The sequence below is a fragment of the Streptomyces sp. 4N509B genome, assembly GCF_052245655.1.
Lineage (GTDB): Bacteria > Actinomycetota > Actinomycetes > Streptomycetales > Streptomycetaceae > Streptomyces.
In genome coordinates this window covers 152,291-166,570 of sequence record NZ_JBQQBZ010000003.1, presented here as the reverse complement: position 1 = coordinate 166,570, position 14,280 = coordinate 152,291, and the positions used below count along the sequence as shown (strand labels likewise).

The following is a 14,280-nucleotide window of genomic DNA, read 5'->3' as shown; positions in this document are numbered from 1 at the left end:
GGCCACCGGTCACCGGTCACCGAACCCGTGAGCGGAAGGTGCGACGGTAGGTGTCCGGGGGCACGCCGACGGTGCGGTTGAAGTGGCGGCGCAGCGTGGTGGCCGTACCCATGCCGGTGGCCGCCGCGATGGTGTCGACGCTGTCGTCGGTGGTCTCCAGCAGCTCCTGGGCGTGGCGGATCCGCTGGGTCAGCAGCCACTGCAACGGGGTGGTGCCGGTCACCGTCCTGAAGTGGCGACCGAGGTGACGTGAGCTCATCCGCGCCTGCCGGGCCAGGTCCTCCACGGTCAGCGGACGGTCGAGCCGTTCGATCACCCAGGGGAGGAGCTCGGCGAGCGGGTGGTTGTCCGGGGCGGGCACCGGCGCGGTGACGAACTGGGCCTGGCCGCCGTCCCGGTGCGGCGGCACGACGAGGCGGCGCGCGACGACGTTGGCGATCGACGAGCCACGGTCCAGGCGGACGAGGTGCAGGCACAGGTCCATGGCGGCGGCCTTGCCGGCGGAGGTGAGCACGCTGCCGTCGTCGACGTAGAGCACGTCGGGGTCCACCTCCACCCGGGGGTGGCGGGCCGCCAGGGCCTCGGTGTGTGCCCAGTGCGTGGTCGCGCGCCTCCCGTCCAGCAGGCCAGCGGCGGCCAGCACGAACGCGCCCGTGCACAGGGAGGCCACGCGCGCGCCGGCCTCGTGGGCCGCGCGCACCGCGTCGACCAGCTCGGCGGGCGGCTCCGCCTCGACGTCGGCCCAGCCGGGGACGATCACCGTGTCGGCGCGCGCGAGCTGGTCGAGGCCGTGGTCGGGCTCCAGCAGGAACCGGCCGGCCCGCACGGGGCCGGGGCCGCAGACGACGAGGTCGTACCAGGGGCCGGCCACGGCGTCCGGGGCCGAGCCGAAGACCTCGTACGCCAGGGACAGCTCGAAGTGCAGCATGCCGTTCGTGACGGCCAGTGCGACGGTTCTCACGTCAGGGTCAGCGTGCGCGTTCGCGTCAGGGTCCACGTCCGGAATTGTATGGGTCGTGTCGTTCCGGACACTCGTGCGGGGTGCCCGTCCTCGACAGGATGGCCACGACGGACCGCGAAGGACCCGTCGAACCAGGCGAGTGCGAGAGCGCGAGAGCGCGAGAGCGCGTGAGTGCGAGGGAGAGACCCATGGGATCGGGAGCACGGGCCAGGGTGGCGGTGTTCGGCGCGTACGGGCACACCGGGCGCTTCGTCGTGGCCGAGCTGCTGGAGCGCGGGTTCGCCCCCGTCCTCAGCGGGCGTGACGCCGACCGGCTGAAGGAGCTGGCGGCGGAGACGGCCTCCGCGTCGGAACCGGACACCCGCGCCGCCTCGGTCGACGACCCCGCCTCCCTCGACCGCGCCCTGGCCGGCACGGCGGCCGTGATCAACTGCGCCGGGCCCTTCGCCACGACGGCCGCCCCCGTCATCGAGGCGGCACTGCGCGCCGGAATCCCGTACGTGGACGTGGCGGCGGAGATCGAGGCCAACGTCGACACGTTCGCCCACTTCGCCGACCGCGCCCGCGCCGCCGGAGCGGTGATCGTCCCCGCGATGGCCTTCTACGGCGGCCTCGGCGACCTGCTGACCACCGCCGCCATGGGCGAGGACTGGACGACGGCCGACGAGGCGCACATCGCCTACGGGTTGACCAGCTGGCACCCCACGCCCGGGACGCGGGCGGCGGGCGCCGTCTCCCGGGAGCGGCGGGACGGCCGACGCGTCCGGTTCGCGAACGGGACGCTGGAGTACCGCGACGACGCCCCGCCGACCCTGCGGTGGCCCTTCCCCGAACCGATGGGCGCCCGGGAGGTCATCGGGGAGTTCTCGATGGCGGACGTCGTGACCGTGCCCAGCCACCTGCACATCCCCGAGGTGCGCACGTACATGACGACCGAGGCGGCCAGGGACCTCTCCGCCCCGGACACCCCGGCGCCGGCCGCCGTCGACGAACACGGACGGTCCGCGCAGACCTTCCTCGTCGACGTCCTCGTGCGCTCCGGCGGCGACGAACGCCGCGCCGTGGCCAGCGGCCGGGACATCTACGCCGTCACCGCGCCGCTCGCCGTGGAGGCGGTCGACCGGATCCTCACGGGACGGACCAGGGCGGTCGGCGTCGCCTCGGCCGGCGAGATCTTCGACGCCCCCGACTTCCTCCGCGCGCTGTCCCCCCACCTCTCCGTCTCCCTCCCCTCCGGCTCCACCTCCCCGGAGCCGCGCCCGTAACGGATGACGGCACCACCCCCCCACGGTCGGGTGGCCCGCCCCCGCGTCGACACGGGGGCGGGCCGGTTGTCCCTCACCGCTGTGCGGCACCCCAGCGAAGGGGCGGACCGGGGCGGGAGCGTCCGCTGAACCGCTCGGGGCTTGTCCGGTCGGGGGACTTGCCCGGCCACCTCGGGGGTGGCCGGGATTCTGTGGGGACTCCTGCCGTGACGGGGCCGGGCCGGCTACGGCCCCTCCCTCCCCTCAGCGCTGTCACCCACGGTGTGGTGACCGCGCCCGCCGGCCGCCGCGGCTCCGAGGAGAACGAGCACCACGAGGAGCAGAGCCGACAGGAGCAACGGGCCCAGCCGGCGCCCCGCGTGCGTCAGCCCGCCGCCCTCGTGCCCGCGCCCACGCCCACGCCCGCGCCCGTGCCCGTGCCGCCGGGCGTGGGTTCTCCAACAGCGCGGCGCGTCGCCGGCCAGAGTGGCCGGGACCGCCGGGCCACCGGTCCGGCCGGCCGGCGGCCAGGGCGCCGCGCCCACCTGCGCGTGAACGGGGTACACCCGCCAGTACCGGTGGGCGGTGACACGGAACTGGCCGTGTTCCGGGCCGGCTTCCTCGGCGTGGCCGAGGGCCCAGAGCTGGGCCGGCCTCGGATCGTCCCGCACGAGTTCGGACTCGGCGGAACACGTCAGGCACGCCACCCGACACAGCGGGTCGGGCGCCTCCGCCGCGCGCTCCGCACACAGCTTCAACGCGGTACCCCGCAGGACCACGTAGGCGCTCACCGCACCCCCCGCCGCAGCCTGCCGCCCTTGCTGACCCGGTTCCTCCGGCTGACCTCGTTGGCCTCCCGCGCCAACGCGCGGAGCCTGCGCAGCGTGGTGCTGTCCTGGCCTCCCGCCTGCTGGCCCTGGCCCGACGCCGCGTCGGTGGGGGAGGGGGCCCCTCCGCGCGCACCGGCCGCCCGGTAGCTTTGAACACGTCGTCAACCCCTCACTGGTTGAAGGCCACGCCCCCGGGCCGTCCCTAGCGGCCGCGGGGGTCCTTGGCCTTCGGCGTCAGGGGCTCTGATCAACCATCAGCCTGCCCGCGCGAAACGGCTCCGGCCTTGCCTGGTTGGCATTGCCAGAGCCGTGGAATCGCTTGACGCACAGCGATCGACGTGTTACACACCGCTCCACCGGGCGAACCGCCTCAGCGGACCGGGGGCCTTCGCCCGCGCCCGTAGCAGCGTGCCGACCGTCTCGTGCACCCCCGGGTGGTAGCGCGTGAGCTGCGGCGCAACCCTTCTCGCCTGTTGGAGGGATTCCAACGCGTCGTCATGCCGGGCGGTCCACATCTCGGACCTTGCCTTCTCGATCCAGAACCCCGCCGCCCTGGTCGGCGGGTAACCGGCGGGAAGACGCACGGCGGCGGCGCTCTCCAGGGCCTTGGCGTGGTTGTTCTGGTTCGACGCCACAGCCATGTTGTTGAGCGCCACGTTCAGCGGCCCGAAGGCCATCGCGTAGTCGTTGGTCTCCCCGGTGAGGCGGGCGAGTTCTCCCGCCTGTCCGATCCAGTCCTCCGCGCCACTGGCGTCGTTCTGCATGGCGGCCATGATCGCGGCTCGCAACTGAAGAGTGCCGCGCACAGCCCGCGTGGCACGTGCCCTGTCGTCGTCCAGATCCCGCAGGGCGAGGCGCATCAACGCCACGGCGCGGTCGGGGCGTGAACTCTCGAAGTGCGTGATGTGCGCCCGCTCGTACCGTTCCACAGCGACATGGCGCGGGTCCCCCGACAGAGGCGCCGCCACCCGCATGTGAGAGAGCGCGAGCCGTGCGATATCGACGAATCCCAGTCGGTAGGCGATCACCGCCGCTGTGCGCGCCACCTCGGCCTGGACTGCGTATGCTCGCTCGCGATTCCGGCCAGAACGGTCGTACGTCTGTGCCAGGAGAGCGGACTCGACGATGAGACCCGGCAGTTCTTCGGCTACCGCCACGAATTCGGTCCTGACGCGGAGACTGACGACGCGCTCCACCTCGGCCTCCAGCACGTCCAGCGCGCGGGGCGGTGGTTCGCCGTCCGGCAGCAGATCCCAACTGTCCAGGGCGCTGCTGATGGGGGAGAGCATCGCGTCGAGCTTGTCCTTCTGGAGCATCTGGATGTAGGGCTGGCCGCGCAGCACCGACACGCCCACGCCCAGCGCCCGCGCGATCGACGCGACAACTCCTGGCGTCGCGTAGCGCTGGCCGCGCTCTATCCGGGACAGGTGTGGGGCGGAGACGTTGGCGCGACGCCCCAGTTCTGCCAGGGAGAAGCCGCGAATACTCCGCAACTCCTGAATTCTGGTCCCGATCGTTCGTGTGGAGACTTCGCCGTCGGGCATACCTACTCCTTAGGATCTTGCTCGTCCGGAACAGGGGTTCTGGGCCCCAGGGATGCCGGGCGTGGCTGATACTGGCTTGTTGGCTTGTGGCTCGACGGGAATGGCCACCCGGCTTCCCAGGGATCTCCGGCCGCTGATTGAGATCCGCGAATCGTCGCTGTCTAAGGACCTGCTGGCGGAGTGACCGTCGGGCGCCTGACCCCTCGCAGCGATGAGGAGGGGCTGAGTGCCCAAGTTCAAGCAGCCTGGGCTGCCGAAGTCGGGGCCTGTGTGGGTCGGAATCGACGCGGGCAAGGCGGCGCATCACATGGCCGCCGTGGACTCCGCGGGCGATGCGGTGTGGTCCCTGCGTGTCGAGAACGACCAGGCGGCGATCGAGGCCGCGATCGACACCGTGACGTCCTCCGGCGCGGAAGCGTCCTGGGCGGTCGACCTCACGTCCAGCGCGGCCAAGCTGCTGCTGGCTCTGCTCCTGGCCGCCGAGCAAGAGGTCGTCTACATCCCCGGCCGAACGGTGAACCGGATGGCCGGCGCCTTCCCCGGCGAGGCGAAGACCGACGCCAAGGACGCGGTGACCATCGCGCAAACCGCCCGGATGCGCCGCGACTTCCTGCCGGCTAGACCGCCGCGGGACCTGGTCTCCAAGCTCGCGATGCTCACCGCCCACCGGGCCGACCTCAACGCCGACTGGGTGCGCGGCATCAGCCGCCTCCGCGACTTGCTGACCGGCATTTTCCCGGCCTTGGAGCGGGAGTTCGACTATTCCAACCGCGCGCCACTCCTGCTCGTCGAGCGATACCAGACCCCGGGGGCGATCCGCCGCGCCGGCAGGACCAGGATCGCTGCCCACCTGGGAAAACAGGGGCGAGTCCGTGAGCCCCTCGACATTGCGGAGCGTGCTGTCGCCGCGGCGCGAGCTCAGACCGTGCAGCTGCCCGGCGAGGAGACGGCAGCCCGTCTCATCTCCGAGATAGCGCGCACCCTGCTGTCGCTGCACACCCGACTCAGGGAAGCGGACAGGGCGATCGCCGAAGCCTTCGACCAGCACCCGCAGTCCAAGGTGATCACGAGCATTCCCGGCTTCGGACCCCAGCTCGGCGCGGAGTTCATCATCGCCACCGGCGACCTGTCGACGTTCCGCGACTCCGGCCACCTCGCGTCCTACGCGGGCCTCGCACCCGTGCCTCGGGACTCCGGTCGGGTCACCGGGAACCTGCACAAGCCCAAGCGCTATCACCGCCGGCTGCGACGGGTGTTCTACCTCGCAGCGCTGTCGAGCCTGAGCGCCAACGGCCCCAGCAGGACCTACTACCAGAGGAAACGAACCGAAGGCCGCAAGCATCAGCAAGCCCTCCTGTCACTCTCTCGGCGCCTGGTCGACGTGCTCTGGGCACTCCTGCGCGACAACCGGCTGTTCACCGCGGACCCGCCTGCGCCGGCGCAGGTAGCCTGAGGACGGCCTACGCATTGACAAGGCCATTGAGATTCCCGTCGTTCTGATCGTGATGGTCAGAACGGTACTCCCGGCTTCGGTCGAGGGAACATCGAACAAATACACCGACCACCCCTCTGTCTGTGGGTTCCCGCCCCCGGCGACGACGGCGGTGCCCCCACGGGCCGGGACGGCTCGCAGGGGCACCGTTACACGCTTACGCGCTGGGGCGAACGCCGGAACGTCCGGCCGTCGTCCCGTTCCTAGTTGGCGGCCGTGAGGCAGGCACGGAGCGCCGTGGGGACCGGCACACCCGCGTCCTCGGTGAGGATGTGGAGGCACGAGTCGATGTTGCCGTCGGCGCCTTGTGCGCACGCCTCGTTGACGGCGTCGCCGCTGTAGTCCTGGGCGTTGAGGTAGTTGACGCAGCCCTCGGCGTCGGCGTGGGCCGGCGCCGCGGTGATCACGGGGAGGGTGGTCGCGGCGGCGAAGACGAGGGCCGTTGCGGCGAGGCGGATTCTGCGGGACATCGCGTCTCCTGTCGTCAGTGGACCTCAGAGGGATCGGTCCGCTGAGCTCCAGCCTGTGCGGCCGGTCCGGCACCCGTTCAGTTGGTACTCACCGGCGCCAGCAGCACGCGGCGCCGCCCGCCACGCTCCCCGCGCTCACGCCTTCCGGGTCGCACCGTTTCCGGCTTCCCCGGCGGTCCTGGTGCGCCGGCACGGGCCCGCTCGCCGGCCCGCCACCCTCCGGCTGCCCGGACACTTCCGTGAAGGCCGGGGGAGAGGCGCCGAGATGCCGAGGTGCCGAGGTGCCGTGGCGTGTGTCGCGGCCCCGGCGGGGAACGTCGGACGCGCCCCCGCGAGCCGTCCGGCGGGTGCCGGGCTCGAGGGGGCGCAGGGGGGCACCGCCGAGGAGACGAACTCTCCCGACGCGCGTCAGCGCGGGCGGTGGAGACTCACTGGGCGACGTCGTTCGTGCCGGGGCCGCCGGAGATGAAGTCGTCCCCGTCGCCGCCGCGAATGTAGTCGTCGCCGCTGTTGCCGTAGAGGGTGTCGGCGTCCGGACCACCCGAGATCCAGTCGTTGCCTATGCCGCCGTACACCTCGTCCTCGCCGCTGTTGCCGTAGATCACGTCGTCGCCGGGGCCGGCCTCGACGTAGTCGTGTCCCAGCCCGCCGACGATGTGCTGGACCCCGGTGTAGTCGGGGTTGGCGAGGATGGTGTCGTTGCCGGCCTCGCCGTGGGCCTCACGGGACGGGCGCAGCGTGTCGTCATCGTCGCCGCCCCACGCCACGCCGCCCCCGTTGAGGGAGTCCTCGCCCTCGTCTCCGTACAGGGTCGTGACGGTGCCGCCGGCCAGGGAGTCGTTCCCGGCTCCGCCGTGGATCTCGCTCACGTCACCCACGAGGAACAGCGCGCCCGAGTCGTCCCCGCCGCCGAGGTGCATGACCACGCTGGTCGTCTCGTCGGCGGACGCGGTGAACGTGCAGGTCACGCGCGTCGTGTCGGCCGGGTCCGGGTGGGTGCAGCCCTCGCCGGCCACGATGGGCACGACGTCGTCGATGTGGGCGGTCACGTCGTCGCTGCCGGGGGTGATCGTGACGTCGTTGCCCGTGCCGCCACCCACGTAACGGAGGGTCTGTGCCGCCTGGTCGATGGCGGCCGACGCCCCGGTGTCGGCCGCGGCCGACGGGGCCCCCAGGCCCACACCCGCCAGGGCGACGAGCCCCAGCCCCGCGGCGACGGCCGGCCAGCGGCCCGCGGTTCTCCGTGCGGCTCCGAGTGTCACTGCGCGCATGCTTCCCCTCCACAGTTCCTTCTCGTGCCCCCCCTTGGAGCACGTCGGTTTGTGTGACTCATGAAAGAGAGCGTCAGGTTGCCCAGCGGGACAGGCGTGTCGCAAAGACGACGCTGGGACAGGTGCAGCCCGCCGATGCTCACGGCGGCTGATGGTGGGAGCCGGCCGGCCTGTGTGCGGGCGGCGTGGACGCCGAGGACCCGCGGAATCCCGCCGCGGTGCCCTCCGGGTGGGCGCCGCGACGGCGCGGGCGATGCCCCTGACTGTCACACCCCGCCACTACCGTCGGTCCCATGACGATCCGACGTGTCACACCCGACATCCGCTGTGAGGACTTCGAGGCCAGCCGGGCGTTCTACGAGAGGCTCGGCTTCCGGGAGAGCTTCGGCATGGACTGGGTCATGGGGCTGAGCTCGCCGTCGAACCCCACGGCCCAGATCCTGCTCATGAGTCAGGACGCGTCAGCGCCCGTGGAGCCCGACATCAGCGTCGAGGTGGAGGACGTGGACGCGGTGCACGAGGCGGTCCTGGCGAGCGGCGCCGAGATCGTTCACCCCCTGACGGACGAGCCCTGGGGCGTCCGCCGCTTCTTCGTCCGCGACCCCGACGGCACGGTGGTCAACGTCCTGAGCCACCGATGAACGCACCGCGTCCCGCCGGCCGAAGCCCGAGGGTGCTCGGGTCAGCGCCGGGCGTGGACGCGGTTCACCGCGTCGACCAGCAGCCTCGCCGCCACCGTCGTTCCGTCGGCGCGGATGGTGTCGGCCACGGCGGTCGCCCGCTCCCGGGTCCCGGGGGACAGCGCCGTGCCCAGCGCGGCGGACAGGGACGCGACCGTCGGCGTCGGGCCGTCGTGCGCCACGCCGACGCCCAGCTCGGCGACCCGGCCGGCCCAGTACGGCTGGTCCGCGAGCTGCGGCACGACGACCTGCGGCGCGCCGGCCCGCGTCGCCGTCGTCGTGGTGCCCTGCCCGCCGTGGTGCACGACGGCGGCCACCCGGCCGAAGAGCGCCTGCTGGTTGACCTCGCCGACGACGAGGCAGTCCTCCCGCCCGTCGAGCACCGTCAGGTCGGCCCAGCCGCTGGCCACGACGGCGCGGCGGCCCCGCGCCCGGACCGCCTCGACGACCACCTCGGCGGCGTCGGGCGCCGCGTGCAGCGGCATGCTGCCGAAGCCCACGTAGACGGGCGGTTCGCCGGCCGCCAGGAAGGTCTCCAGCTCGTCGGGGAGCGGGCGCACGTCCGGCAGGATCCACGAGCCGGTCTGGACGACGTCGAGGCCCGGCGTCGCCCGCCACGGGTCGAGGACCGGGTCCGTCGCCAGCCAGGGACGCTTCCCGAGCACGTAGCCGCGGACGTCGTCCACCGGGGGCAGGCCGACCGACGCCCGGTTGACGTTCAGTGCCTCACCGAACAGCTCGTTCACGTTCTGGGCGTCCAGCTCCCACAGCACCCGGTTGTCGGTCACCTCCTGCGGCAGCGGCCGGCCCGCGTAGGCCAGCGGCGGCCGGTGAGGCGAGGGAAGCGTCAGCTGCTGGAACGTCACCGACACGGCGGGGACGCCCAGCTTCTCGGCCACCGACAGCCCGCCCGCCGCGGCCGGCAGCATGCCGGTCGCCACCAGCACCTCGCACCCCTCGGCCGCCGGGAGCACCACGTCCAACAGGGCGGCGACCACCTCGGCCGCACGCTGCGGCAGGGACGACGGCGGCGGTGCCGCCCTCGTCAGCGCGCGCGCCGACGGTCCGAAGGGCACCAGCGGCACGCCGACCTCGTCCAGCCGCCCCGCGAAGTCCTCGTCCGGGGGCGCGCACACCCGGGCCTCCATGCCCAGCTCCCGCAGCCGTACCGCGAGAGCCACCAGCGGCTCGACATCCCCGCGCGACCCGTACGTCGACAACAGCACACGCACGTCGCGACCCCCGTTTCTCGTCGTTCTGACTCAGGCCGGCGATTCTGCGGCATCACCCGGGGCTTGCCGCAAGCCCCCCGGCGCGCTATAGGGTGGGCACAGGCAGGGAGCCAACGGCTCCTTGCCCTTGTTTTTCCCGTCCGCCGCTTCGCGGTTTCCGTTGGTCATTCTTTCGGATCGTCGTTCCTTCATTTCCTTCATTCCTCATTCCGTCAGGATTTCTGACTTTCGCGCTTCGTCTCGCGGCCTTCTCGTGCCCGTTGGTACCGTCGGCGAGGCCGGCGGGAGAAACGACCGGCGAGGAAGGCGGCGGTCATGGAATGGACGACCCACGGCGAGCGGCGGGTCTACAGCAACCACTGGCTCAACCTGGACGTCGTCGACGTCCAGGTGCCCGACGGGCAGCGCTGGGAGCACCACGTGGTGCGGCTGCGCCACCTCGCCGTGGGCGCGGTGGTCAACGACCGGCGGGAGGTGCTGATGCTGTGGCGGCACCGCTTCATCACCGACGTGTGGGCCTGGGAGCTGCCCATGGGCCTGATCGAGGACGGCGAGACCCCCGAGGCCGCGGCGGCCCGTGAGGTCGAGGAGGAGACGGGCTGGCGGCCCGGCCCCATGAAGCCCCTCATCTACGCCGAGCCCGCCAACGGCATCACCGACTCCCAGCACCACGTCTTCCGCGCCGACACCGCCACCCACATCGGCCCGCCCACCGAGCAGAACGAGTCCGACCGCGTCGAGTGGGTGCCGCTCGCGAGCGTGCGGGGCATGATCGACCGCCGTGAGATCGTCAGCGGCGCGTCCCTCGTCGGCCTCCTCTACCTGCTGATGGACGAGCGGAACCGCTGAGGACCCGGGAAGGCTCCCGTCCCCGCCGGGCCCTCACCCCAGTCCCTCCCTCCAGTCCTCACCCCAGTCCCTCCACCCTGTCCCTCCGCCCGTAGCGGCTCCGTCGGGGCACGGTCTTGCACGAACGCGAACGGTTGCGACGGTCGGGCACCCGCCCGGAGCGGGGACTGTGAACGGCGTGAGAATCCCGTGGAGACGGCCGCGCGGAGGGCTGTGTTGTCCGTGGACCGACAGGTAGGCTCCCCGACGCATGGGAGCGCTCCCAATCCTGGAATGAGCCGGAAACGACCCGGAAACCCCCCACCTTTTCCGGAAGACGGAGGCAGCACAGTATGGACGCACACGCCACCACCCGCCGTTGGACGCTGCGGGTGATCGCACCGGTGCTGGCCGGCGTGGTCGGACTCCTCACCCTGTTCATGAGTCCGTGGACCGACTCCGCTGAGGCGCACGGCTCGATCGTCAACCCCGCCTCTCGCAGCTACAGCTGCTGGGAGCGCTGGGGCGACGACCACATGAACCCGGCCATGGAGCAGGAAGACCCCATGTGCTGGCAGGCGTTCCAGGCGAACCCGAACACCATGTGGAACTGGATGAGCCTGTTCCGCGAGAACCTCAACGGCCAGTTCCAGCAGAACATCCCGAGCGGGAAGCTGTGCAGCGCCGGTGACGCGCAGGGCGGCCTGGCCTCCTCGCTCGACAACCCGGGCGCGTGGACCACGACCAACGTCGGCAGCAACTTCACCGTCGAGCTGTACGACACGGCCAGCCACGGTGCCGACTACTTCCAGGTCTACGTGACCAAGCAGGGCTACAACGCGCAGACCGAGGCTCTGGGTTGGGACGACCTGGAGCTCGTCGAGGAGACCGGCAGCTACGCCCCGGCGCAGAACATCTCGTTCGACGTCAGCGCCCCGGGCCGCTCGGGTCACCACGTCGTGTACACGATCTGGCAGGCCTCGCACCTCGACCAGACGTACTTCATCTGCAGCGACGTCAACTTCGGCTGAGCCACCGCGTCGTCAGCCACGGCGCTGAGCCAGCACGCCGAGCCACCCACCGGGCCGACCGTCGGGTCGTCAGGGCGAACCGACCGGTCGGCGATCCCCCCACAGCCCACCGGGTCCCTCGCGGGACCCGGTGGGTTCGGCGTTTCCGGGGGCCCCACGCCCGGCCGGAGCCCGGCCGCCGCGCGGCCGCCGCCCGGCCGGCCCTGTTGGTCCGCAGAGCCGGGCCCGGGTGTGGGGCCGGCGGTTCGGGCGGCTGTCCTCCTGGTGTGACCTCGATCGATGACGCCCGAAGCGTGAGGGGCGCGGCCCACCCGCCGCGCCCCTCACGTGTGCGCGCCTCCCCGCCGCCGTCGCCGGTCCGATGGGCGGTCGTCGGCCCCGCGTCTCCTTCCCGGCAGAACGCGGAGCCTGGTCGGGTGAAGGGGGTGTGGCGCGTCGCGCCCCGGCGCCGGGCCCCGTTGATGATGCGAGGACACAGGCCCTGGCGACCGGCGACCGGCGACCGGCGGGCCGCCGCCACGGCCGCCCCCGCGTCACCGCGCCGCGCCGCACCACGCGGCACACCGCCCCCGACCCCGCCCCTCTCCCACCTCCACCCGGGGCATCAGCCCGGATCGAACGAGACGTCGCCCACCGAGCCCCATCGCCCGAAGGAGCACCGGACATGCTCGCCCGATCGACGACCGCCGCCGCACCGCGCCCAAGACCGAGACCGAGACCGGCACGCTCCCTGCGTCTGGCCGGAGGCGGCCTCGGGCTGCTGAGCGGGTTCGCGCTGCTGTCCACGGGGCTGGTCGCGCCCCTGCCCGCCGCCGCCCAGCCCCCGCCCGGCCCGACCGTCTACGTGGACGAGGACTTCACCGATGCCACCGCCCCCGACTTCCTCGGCTACGGCTCCGCCTGCCTGACGGGGGCGCCGGTCGCCGCCGACGATCCGGGGGACGGCGCCCACCCCCTGGGCGGCTGCCCCGCGCCGACGGAGGCCAGCGGGCCGGTGCCGCCACCCGGCGGCGAGGGCTACGGCTACCTCCAGCTCACCGACGCGAGGACCGACCAGGCCGGCGCCGCCCTGTACGACACGCCCATCCCCGCCGAGGAAGGGCTGGTGGTCAGCTTCGAGCAGTGGCAGTACGGCCCCACCGCCGTCTTCAACGGCGAGAGGCGCCCCGCCGACGGGATCTCGTTCTTCCTCGTCGACGGCGACGCCGAACTGGACGCCCCCGGCGCCTTCGGCGGCAGCCTGGGGTACGCGCAGAAGAACGACCCCGCCGAGGCGGTCGTGCCCGGCGTCGACCAGGGCTACGTCGGGATCGGCCTGGACGTGTTGGGCAACTTCTTCAACGACGGGGAGGGACGCGGCAGCGGCTGCCCCGCCGACCAGCGGTCGCCGGCCGGCACCGCCTTCCCGACGATCTCCAGCACGGGCCCCAACATGGTCACCGTCCGAGGCCCCGGCGACGGCCTGGAGGGCTACTGCTTCCTCGACGCCACCTACACGGGCGAGCACTCGGACGCCACCGGGTGGGAGTCCAGCCTGCCCGGCGAGCTCCACGGGCCGACCACCGAGGTCTCCGACGACCCCGCCCAGGCCGAGCAGGACCTGGAGGTGTCCAAGCGGACGGTGACGGTGCGGATCACTCCCGTTCCCGACCCGGTGCTGACCGTCTGGATCGACTTCAACGACGGCCAGGGCGCCCAGCAGGTCCTCACCACCCCGGCACCGGAGCCCGTACCGGAGACCTACGCGTTCGGCTTCGCCGGCTCCACCGGGGTCTGGTCCAACGTCCACCTCATCCGCAACGTCGTCGTCAGCGCCCTCACCCCGGCGCTCAGCATCGACAAGTCCGTGCCCGACGACATCAGCCTCCCCCTCCAGGCGGGCGACGCCGTCCCCTACACCTACACGGTGACCAACACCGGCAACACGGACCTCACCGACGTGTCCGTCACCGACGACCGGCTGGGCCCGATCACGTGCCCGGGGACCACGCTGGCCCCGGAAGAGAGCATGACGTGCGCGGCGACCGTCATCGTCACCGAGGACGACGTGGCACGCGGGGACCTCACCAACATCGCCACCGCCACCGCCGTCCACGACGGCCAACAGGTCGGACCGGAACAGGACCAGGTGTCCCTGCCGGTGGGCACGCCGGGCGGGGACATCACCGTCGACAAGGTGGACGCCGAGGAGGGCGAGCCGCTCGGCGGCGCCGTCATCGAACTGTGGCGGGAGACCAACGGCCGCCCCGGTCTCCAGCACTCGGGCGACGACGCCGACACCCTGGTCGACGAGTGCACGACCGGCACCGACGGTCGGTGCGTCTTCGAGGAACAGCCGCAGGGCACCTACTACCTCCGTGAATCCCGGGCCCCCGAGGGGTACGTCCCGTCCGAGACCGTCCACGGCCCCTTCGAACTCACCGCATCGGGATACACCGCCACCCTCACCAACCGCCCCGACAAGGAGCACCCGGGCAAGGACCCCGACCCGTGCCACTGCAAGGACAAGGACAAAGGGAAGGGCAAAGGCAAGGGCAAGGGGAACGGCGCGGGCAGGGAGGGAACGAGGGAGCACCACGAGTGGTGGCTCAGCCTCCCGGCCGCCGGGAACACCGAGGCGGACCACCAGGTCCCGCCGCGACCGTGACACCAGCCGTCGGGCGCGCCCGTGAAAAGCAGGGGACGCGAACGGGCCCG

The 14,280-nt window shown here is 72.4% G+C and carries 12 protein-coding genes; 6 read left to right on the top strand and 6 right to left on the bottom strand.

What is annotated here, in order from left to right; genetic code table 11:
• Positions 1 to 16: 16 nt before the first annotated feature.
• On the bottom strand, positions 17 to 961 hold the full coding sequence (locus tag ACTWP5_RS05090; protein WP_443219503.1) for a helix-turn-helix domain-containing protein: 945 nt from the start codon (positions 959 to 961) through the stop codon (positions 17 to 19).
• A 188-nt stretch (positions 962 to 1,149) separates the two neighbouring features.
• Here ACTWP5_RS05090 and ACTWP5_RS05085 point away from each other — a divergent pair, with 188 nt between their 5' ends.
• Positions 1,150 to 2,226, top strand: a complete 1,077-nt coding sequence (locus ACTWP5_RS05085) for a saccharopine dehydrogenase family protein (RefSeq protein WP_443219502.1) — start codon at positions 1,150 to 1,152, stop codon at positions 2,224 to 2,226.
• Between the two features lie 224 nt (positions 2,227 to 2,450).
• Here the strand turns inward: ACTWP5_RS05085 and ACTWP5_RS05080 are convergent, their stop codons facing one another.
• Positions 2,451 to 2,996: a DUF7848 domain-containing protein gene (locus ACTWP5_RS05080; RefSeq protein ID WP_443219501.1), complete on the bottom strand. Its 546-nt coding sequence runs from the start codon at positions 2,994 to 2,996 to the stop codon at positions 2,451 to 2,453.
• Between the two features lie 380 nt (positions 2,997 to 3,376).
• Positions 3,377 to 4,579, bottom strand: a complete 1,203-nt coding sequence (locus ACTWP5_RS05075) for a helix-turn-helix domain-containing protein (RefSeq protein WP_443219500.1) — start codon at positions 4,577 to 4,579, stop codon at positions 3,377 to 3,379.
• A gap of 250 nt (positions 4,580 to 4,829) precedes the next feature.
• Between ACTWP5_RS05075 and ACTWP5_RS05070 the strand changes: the two genes are divergently transcribed.
• A complete protein-coding gene (locus ACTWP5_RS05070) occupies positions 4,830 to 6,032 on the top strand; it encodes an IS110 family transposase (RefSeq protein ID WP_443219681.1) in 1,203 nt (400 codons plus the stop codon).
• 242 nt (positions 6,033 to 6,274) lie between these two features.
• Here ACTWP5_RS05070 and ACTWP5_RS05065 read toward each other — a convergent pair whose 3' ends face one another.
• The gene (locus ACTWP5_RS05065) at positions 6,275 to 6,541 is read right to left on the bottom strand and encodes a hypothetical protein (protein WP_443219499.1); all 267 of its coding nucleotides are present in this window, start codon (positions 6,539 to 6,541) and stop codon (positions 6,275 to 6,277) included.
• A gap of 428 nt (positions 6,542 to 6,969) precedes the next feature.
• Complete coding sequence (locus ACTWP5_RS05060) at positions 6,970 to 7,812, bottom strand: calcium-binding protein (protein ID WP_443219498.1); 843 nt, start codon at positions 7,810 to 7,812, stop codon at positions 6,970 to 6,972.
• A 293-nt stretch (positions 7,813 to 8,105) separates the two neighbouring features.
• Here ACTWP5_RS05060 and ACTWP5_RS05055 point away from each other — a divergent pair, with 293 nt between their 5' ends.
• On the top strand, positions 8,106 to 8,453 hold the full coding sequence (locus ACTWP5_RS05055) for a VOC family protein (RefSeq protein WP_443219497.1): 348 nt from the start codon (positions 8,106 to 8,108) through the stop codon (positions 8,451 to 8,453).
• Between the two features lie 41 nt (positions 8,454 to 8,494).
• Here the strand turns inward: ACTWP5_RS05055 and ACTWP5_RS05050 are convergent, their stop codons facing one another.
• Positions 8,495 to 9,718: a glycosyltransferase gene (locus ACTWP5_RS05050; protein ID WP_443219680.1), complete on the bottom strand. Its 1,224-nt coding sequence runs from the start codon at positions 9,716 to 9,718 to the stop codon at positions 8,495 to 8,497.
• Between the two features lie 321 nt (positions 9,719 to 10,039).
• Here ACTWP5_RS05050 and ACTWP5_RS05045 point away from each other — a divergent pair, with 321 nt between their 5' ends.
• The 3 genes from ACTWP5_RS05045 (at position 10,040) to ACTWP5_RS05035 (ending at position 14,230) form a co-directional block, all read left to right on the top strand.
• Positions 10,040 to 10,573 carry an NUDIX domain-containing protein gene (locus ACTWP5_RS05045; RefSeq protein ID WP_443219496.1) on the top strand — a complete coding sequence of 178 codons (534 nt, stop codon included), beginning with the start codon at positions 10,040 to 10,042 and terminating at the stop codon, positions 10,571 to 10,573.
• Positions 10,574 to 10,905: 332 nt separating this feature from the next.
• A complete protein-coding gene (locus ACTWP5_RS05040; RefSeq protein WP_443219495.1) occupies positions 10,906 to 11,583 on the top strand; it encodes a lytic polysaccharide monooxygenase auxiliary activity family 9 protein in 678 nt (225 codons plus the stop codon).
• 664 nt (positions 11,584 to 12,247) lie between these two features.
• On the top strand, positions 12,248 to 14,230 hold the full coding sequence (locus tag ACTWP5_RS05035; protein ID WP_443219494.1) for a DUF7507 domain-containing protein: 1,983 nt from the start codon (positions 12,248 to 12,250) through the stop codon (positions 14,228 to 14,230).
• Positions 14,231 to 14,280 lie beyond the last annotated feature (50 nt).

Excerpts from the sequence above, each read along its gene's own strand:
- ACTWP5_RS05085 (WP_443219502.1), top strand. The coding sequence starts at position 1,150 with ATGGGATCGGGAGCACGGGCCAGGGTGGCGGTGTTCGGCGCGTACGGG.
- ACTWP5_RS05040 (WP_443219495.1), top strand. The coding sequence starts at position 10,906 with ATGGACGCACACGCCACCACCCGCCGTTGGACGCTGCGGGTGATCGCA.
- ACTWP5_RS05035 (WP_443219494.1), top strand. The coding sequence starts at position 12,248 with ATGCTCGCCCGATCGACGACCGCCGCCGCACCGCGCCCAAGACCGAGA.
- ACTWP5_RS05065 (WP_443219499.1), bottom strand. The coding sequence starts at position 6,541 with ATGTCCCGCAGAATCCGCCTCGCCGCAACGGCCCTCGTCTTCGCCGCC.
- ACTWP5_RS05055 (WP_443219497.1), top strand. The coding sequence starts at position 8,106 with ATGACGATCCGACGTGTCACACCCGACATCCGCTGTGAGGACTTCGAG.
- ACTWP5_RS05060 (WP_443219498.1), bottom strand. The coding sequence starts at position 7,812 with ATGCGCGCAGTGACACTCGGAGCCGCACGGAGAACCGCGGGCCGCTGG.
- ACTWP5_RS05075 (WP_443219500.1), bottom strand. The coding sequence starts at position 4,579 with ATGCCCGACGGCGAAGTCTCCACACGAACGATCGGGACCAGAATTCAG.
- ACTWP5_RS05045 (WP_443219496.1), top strand. The coding sequence starts at position 10,040 with ATGGAATGGACGACCCACGGCGAGCGGCGGGTCTACAGCAACCACTGG.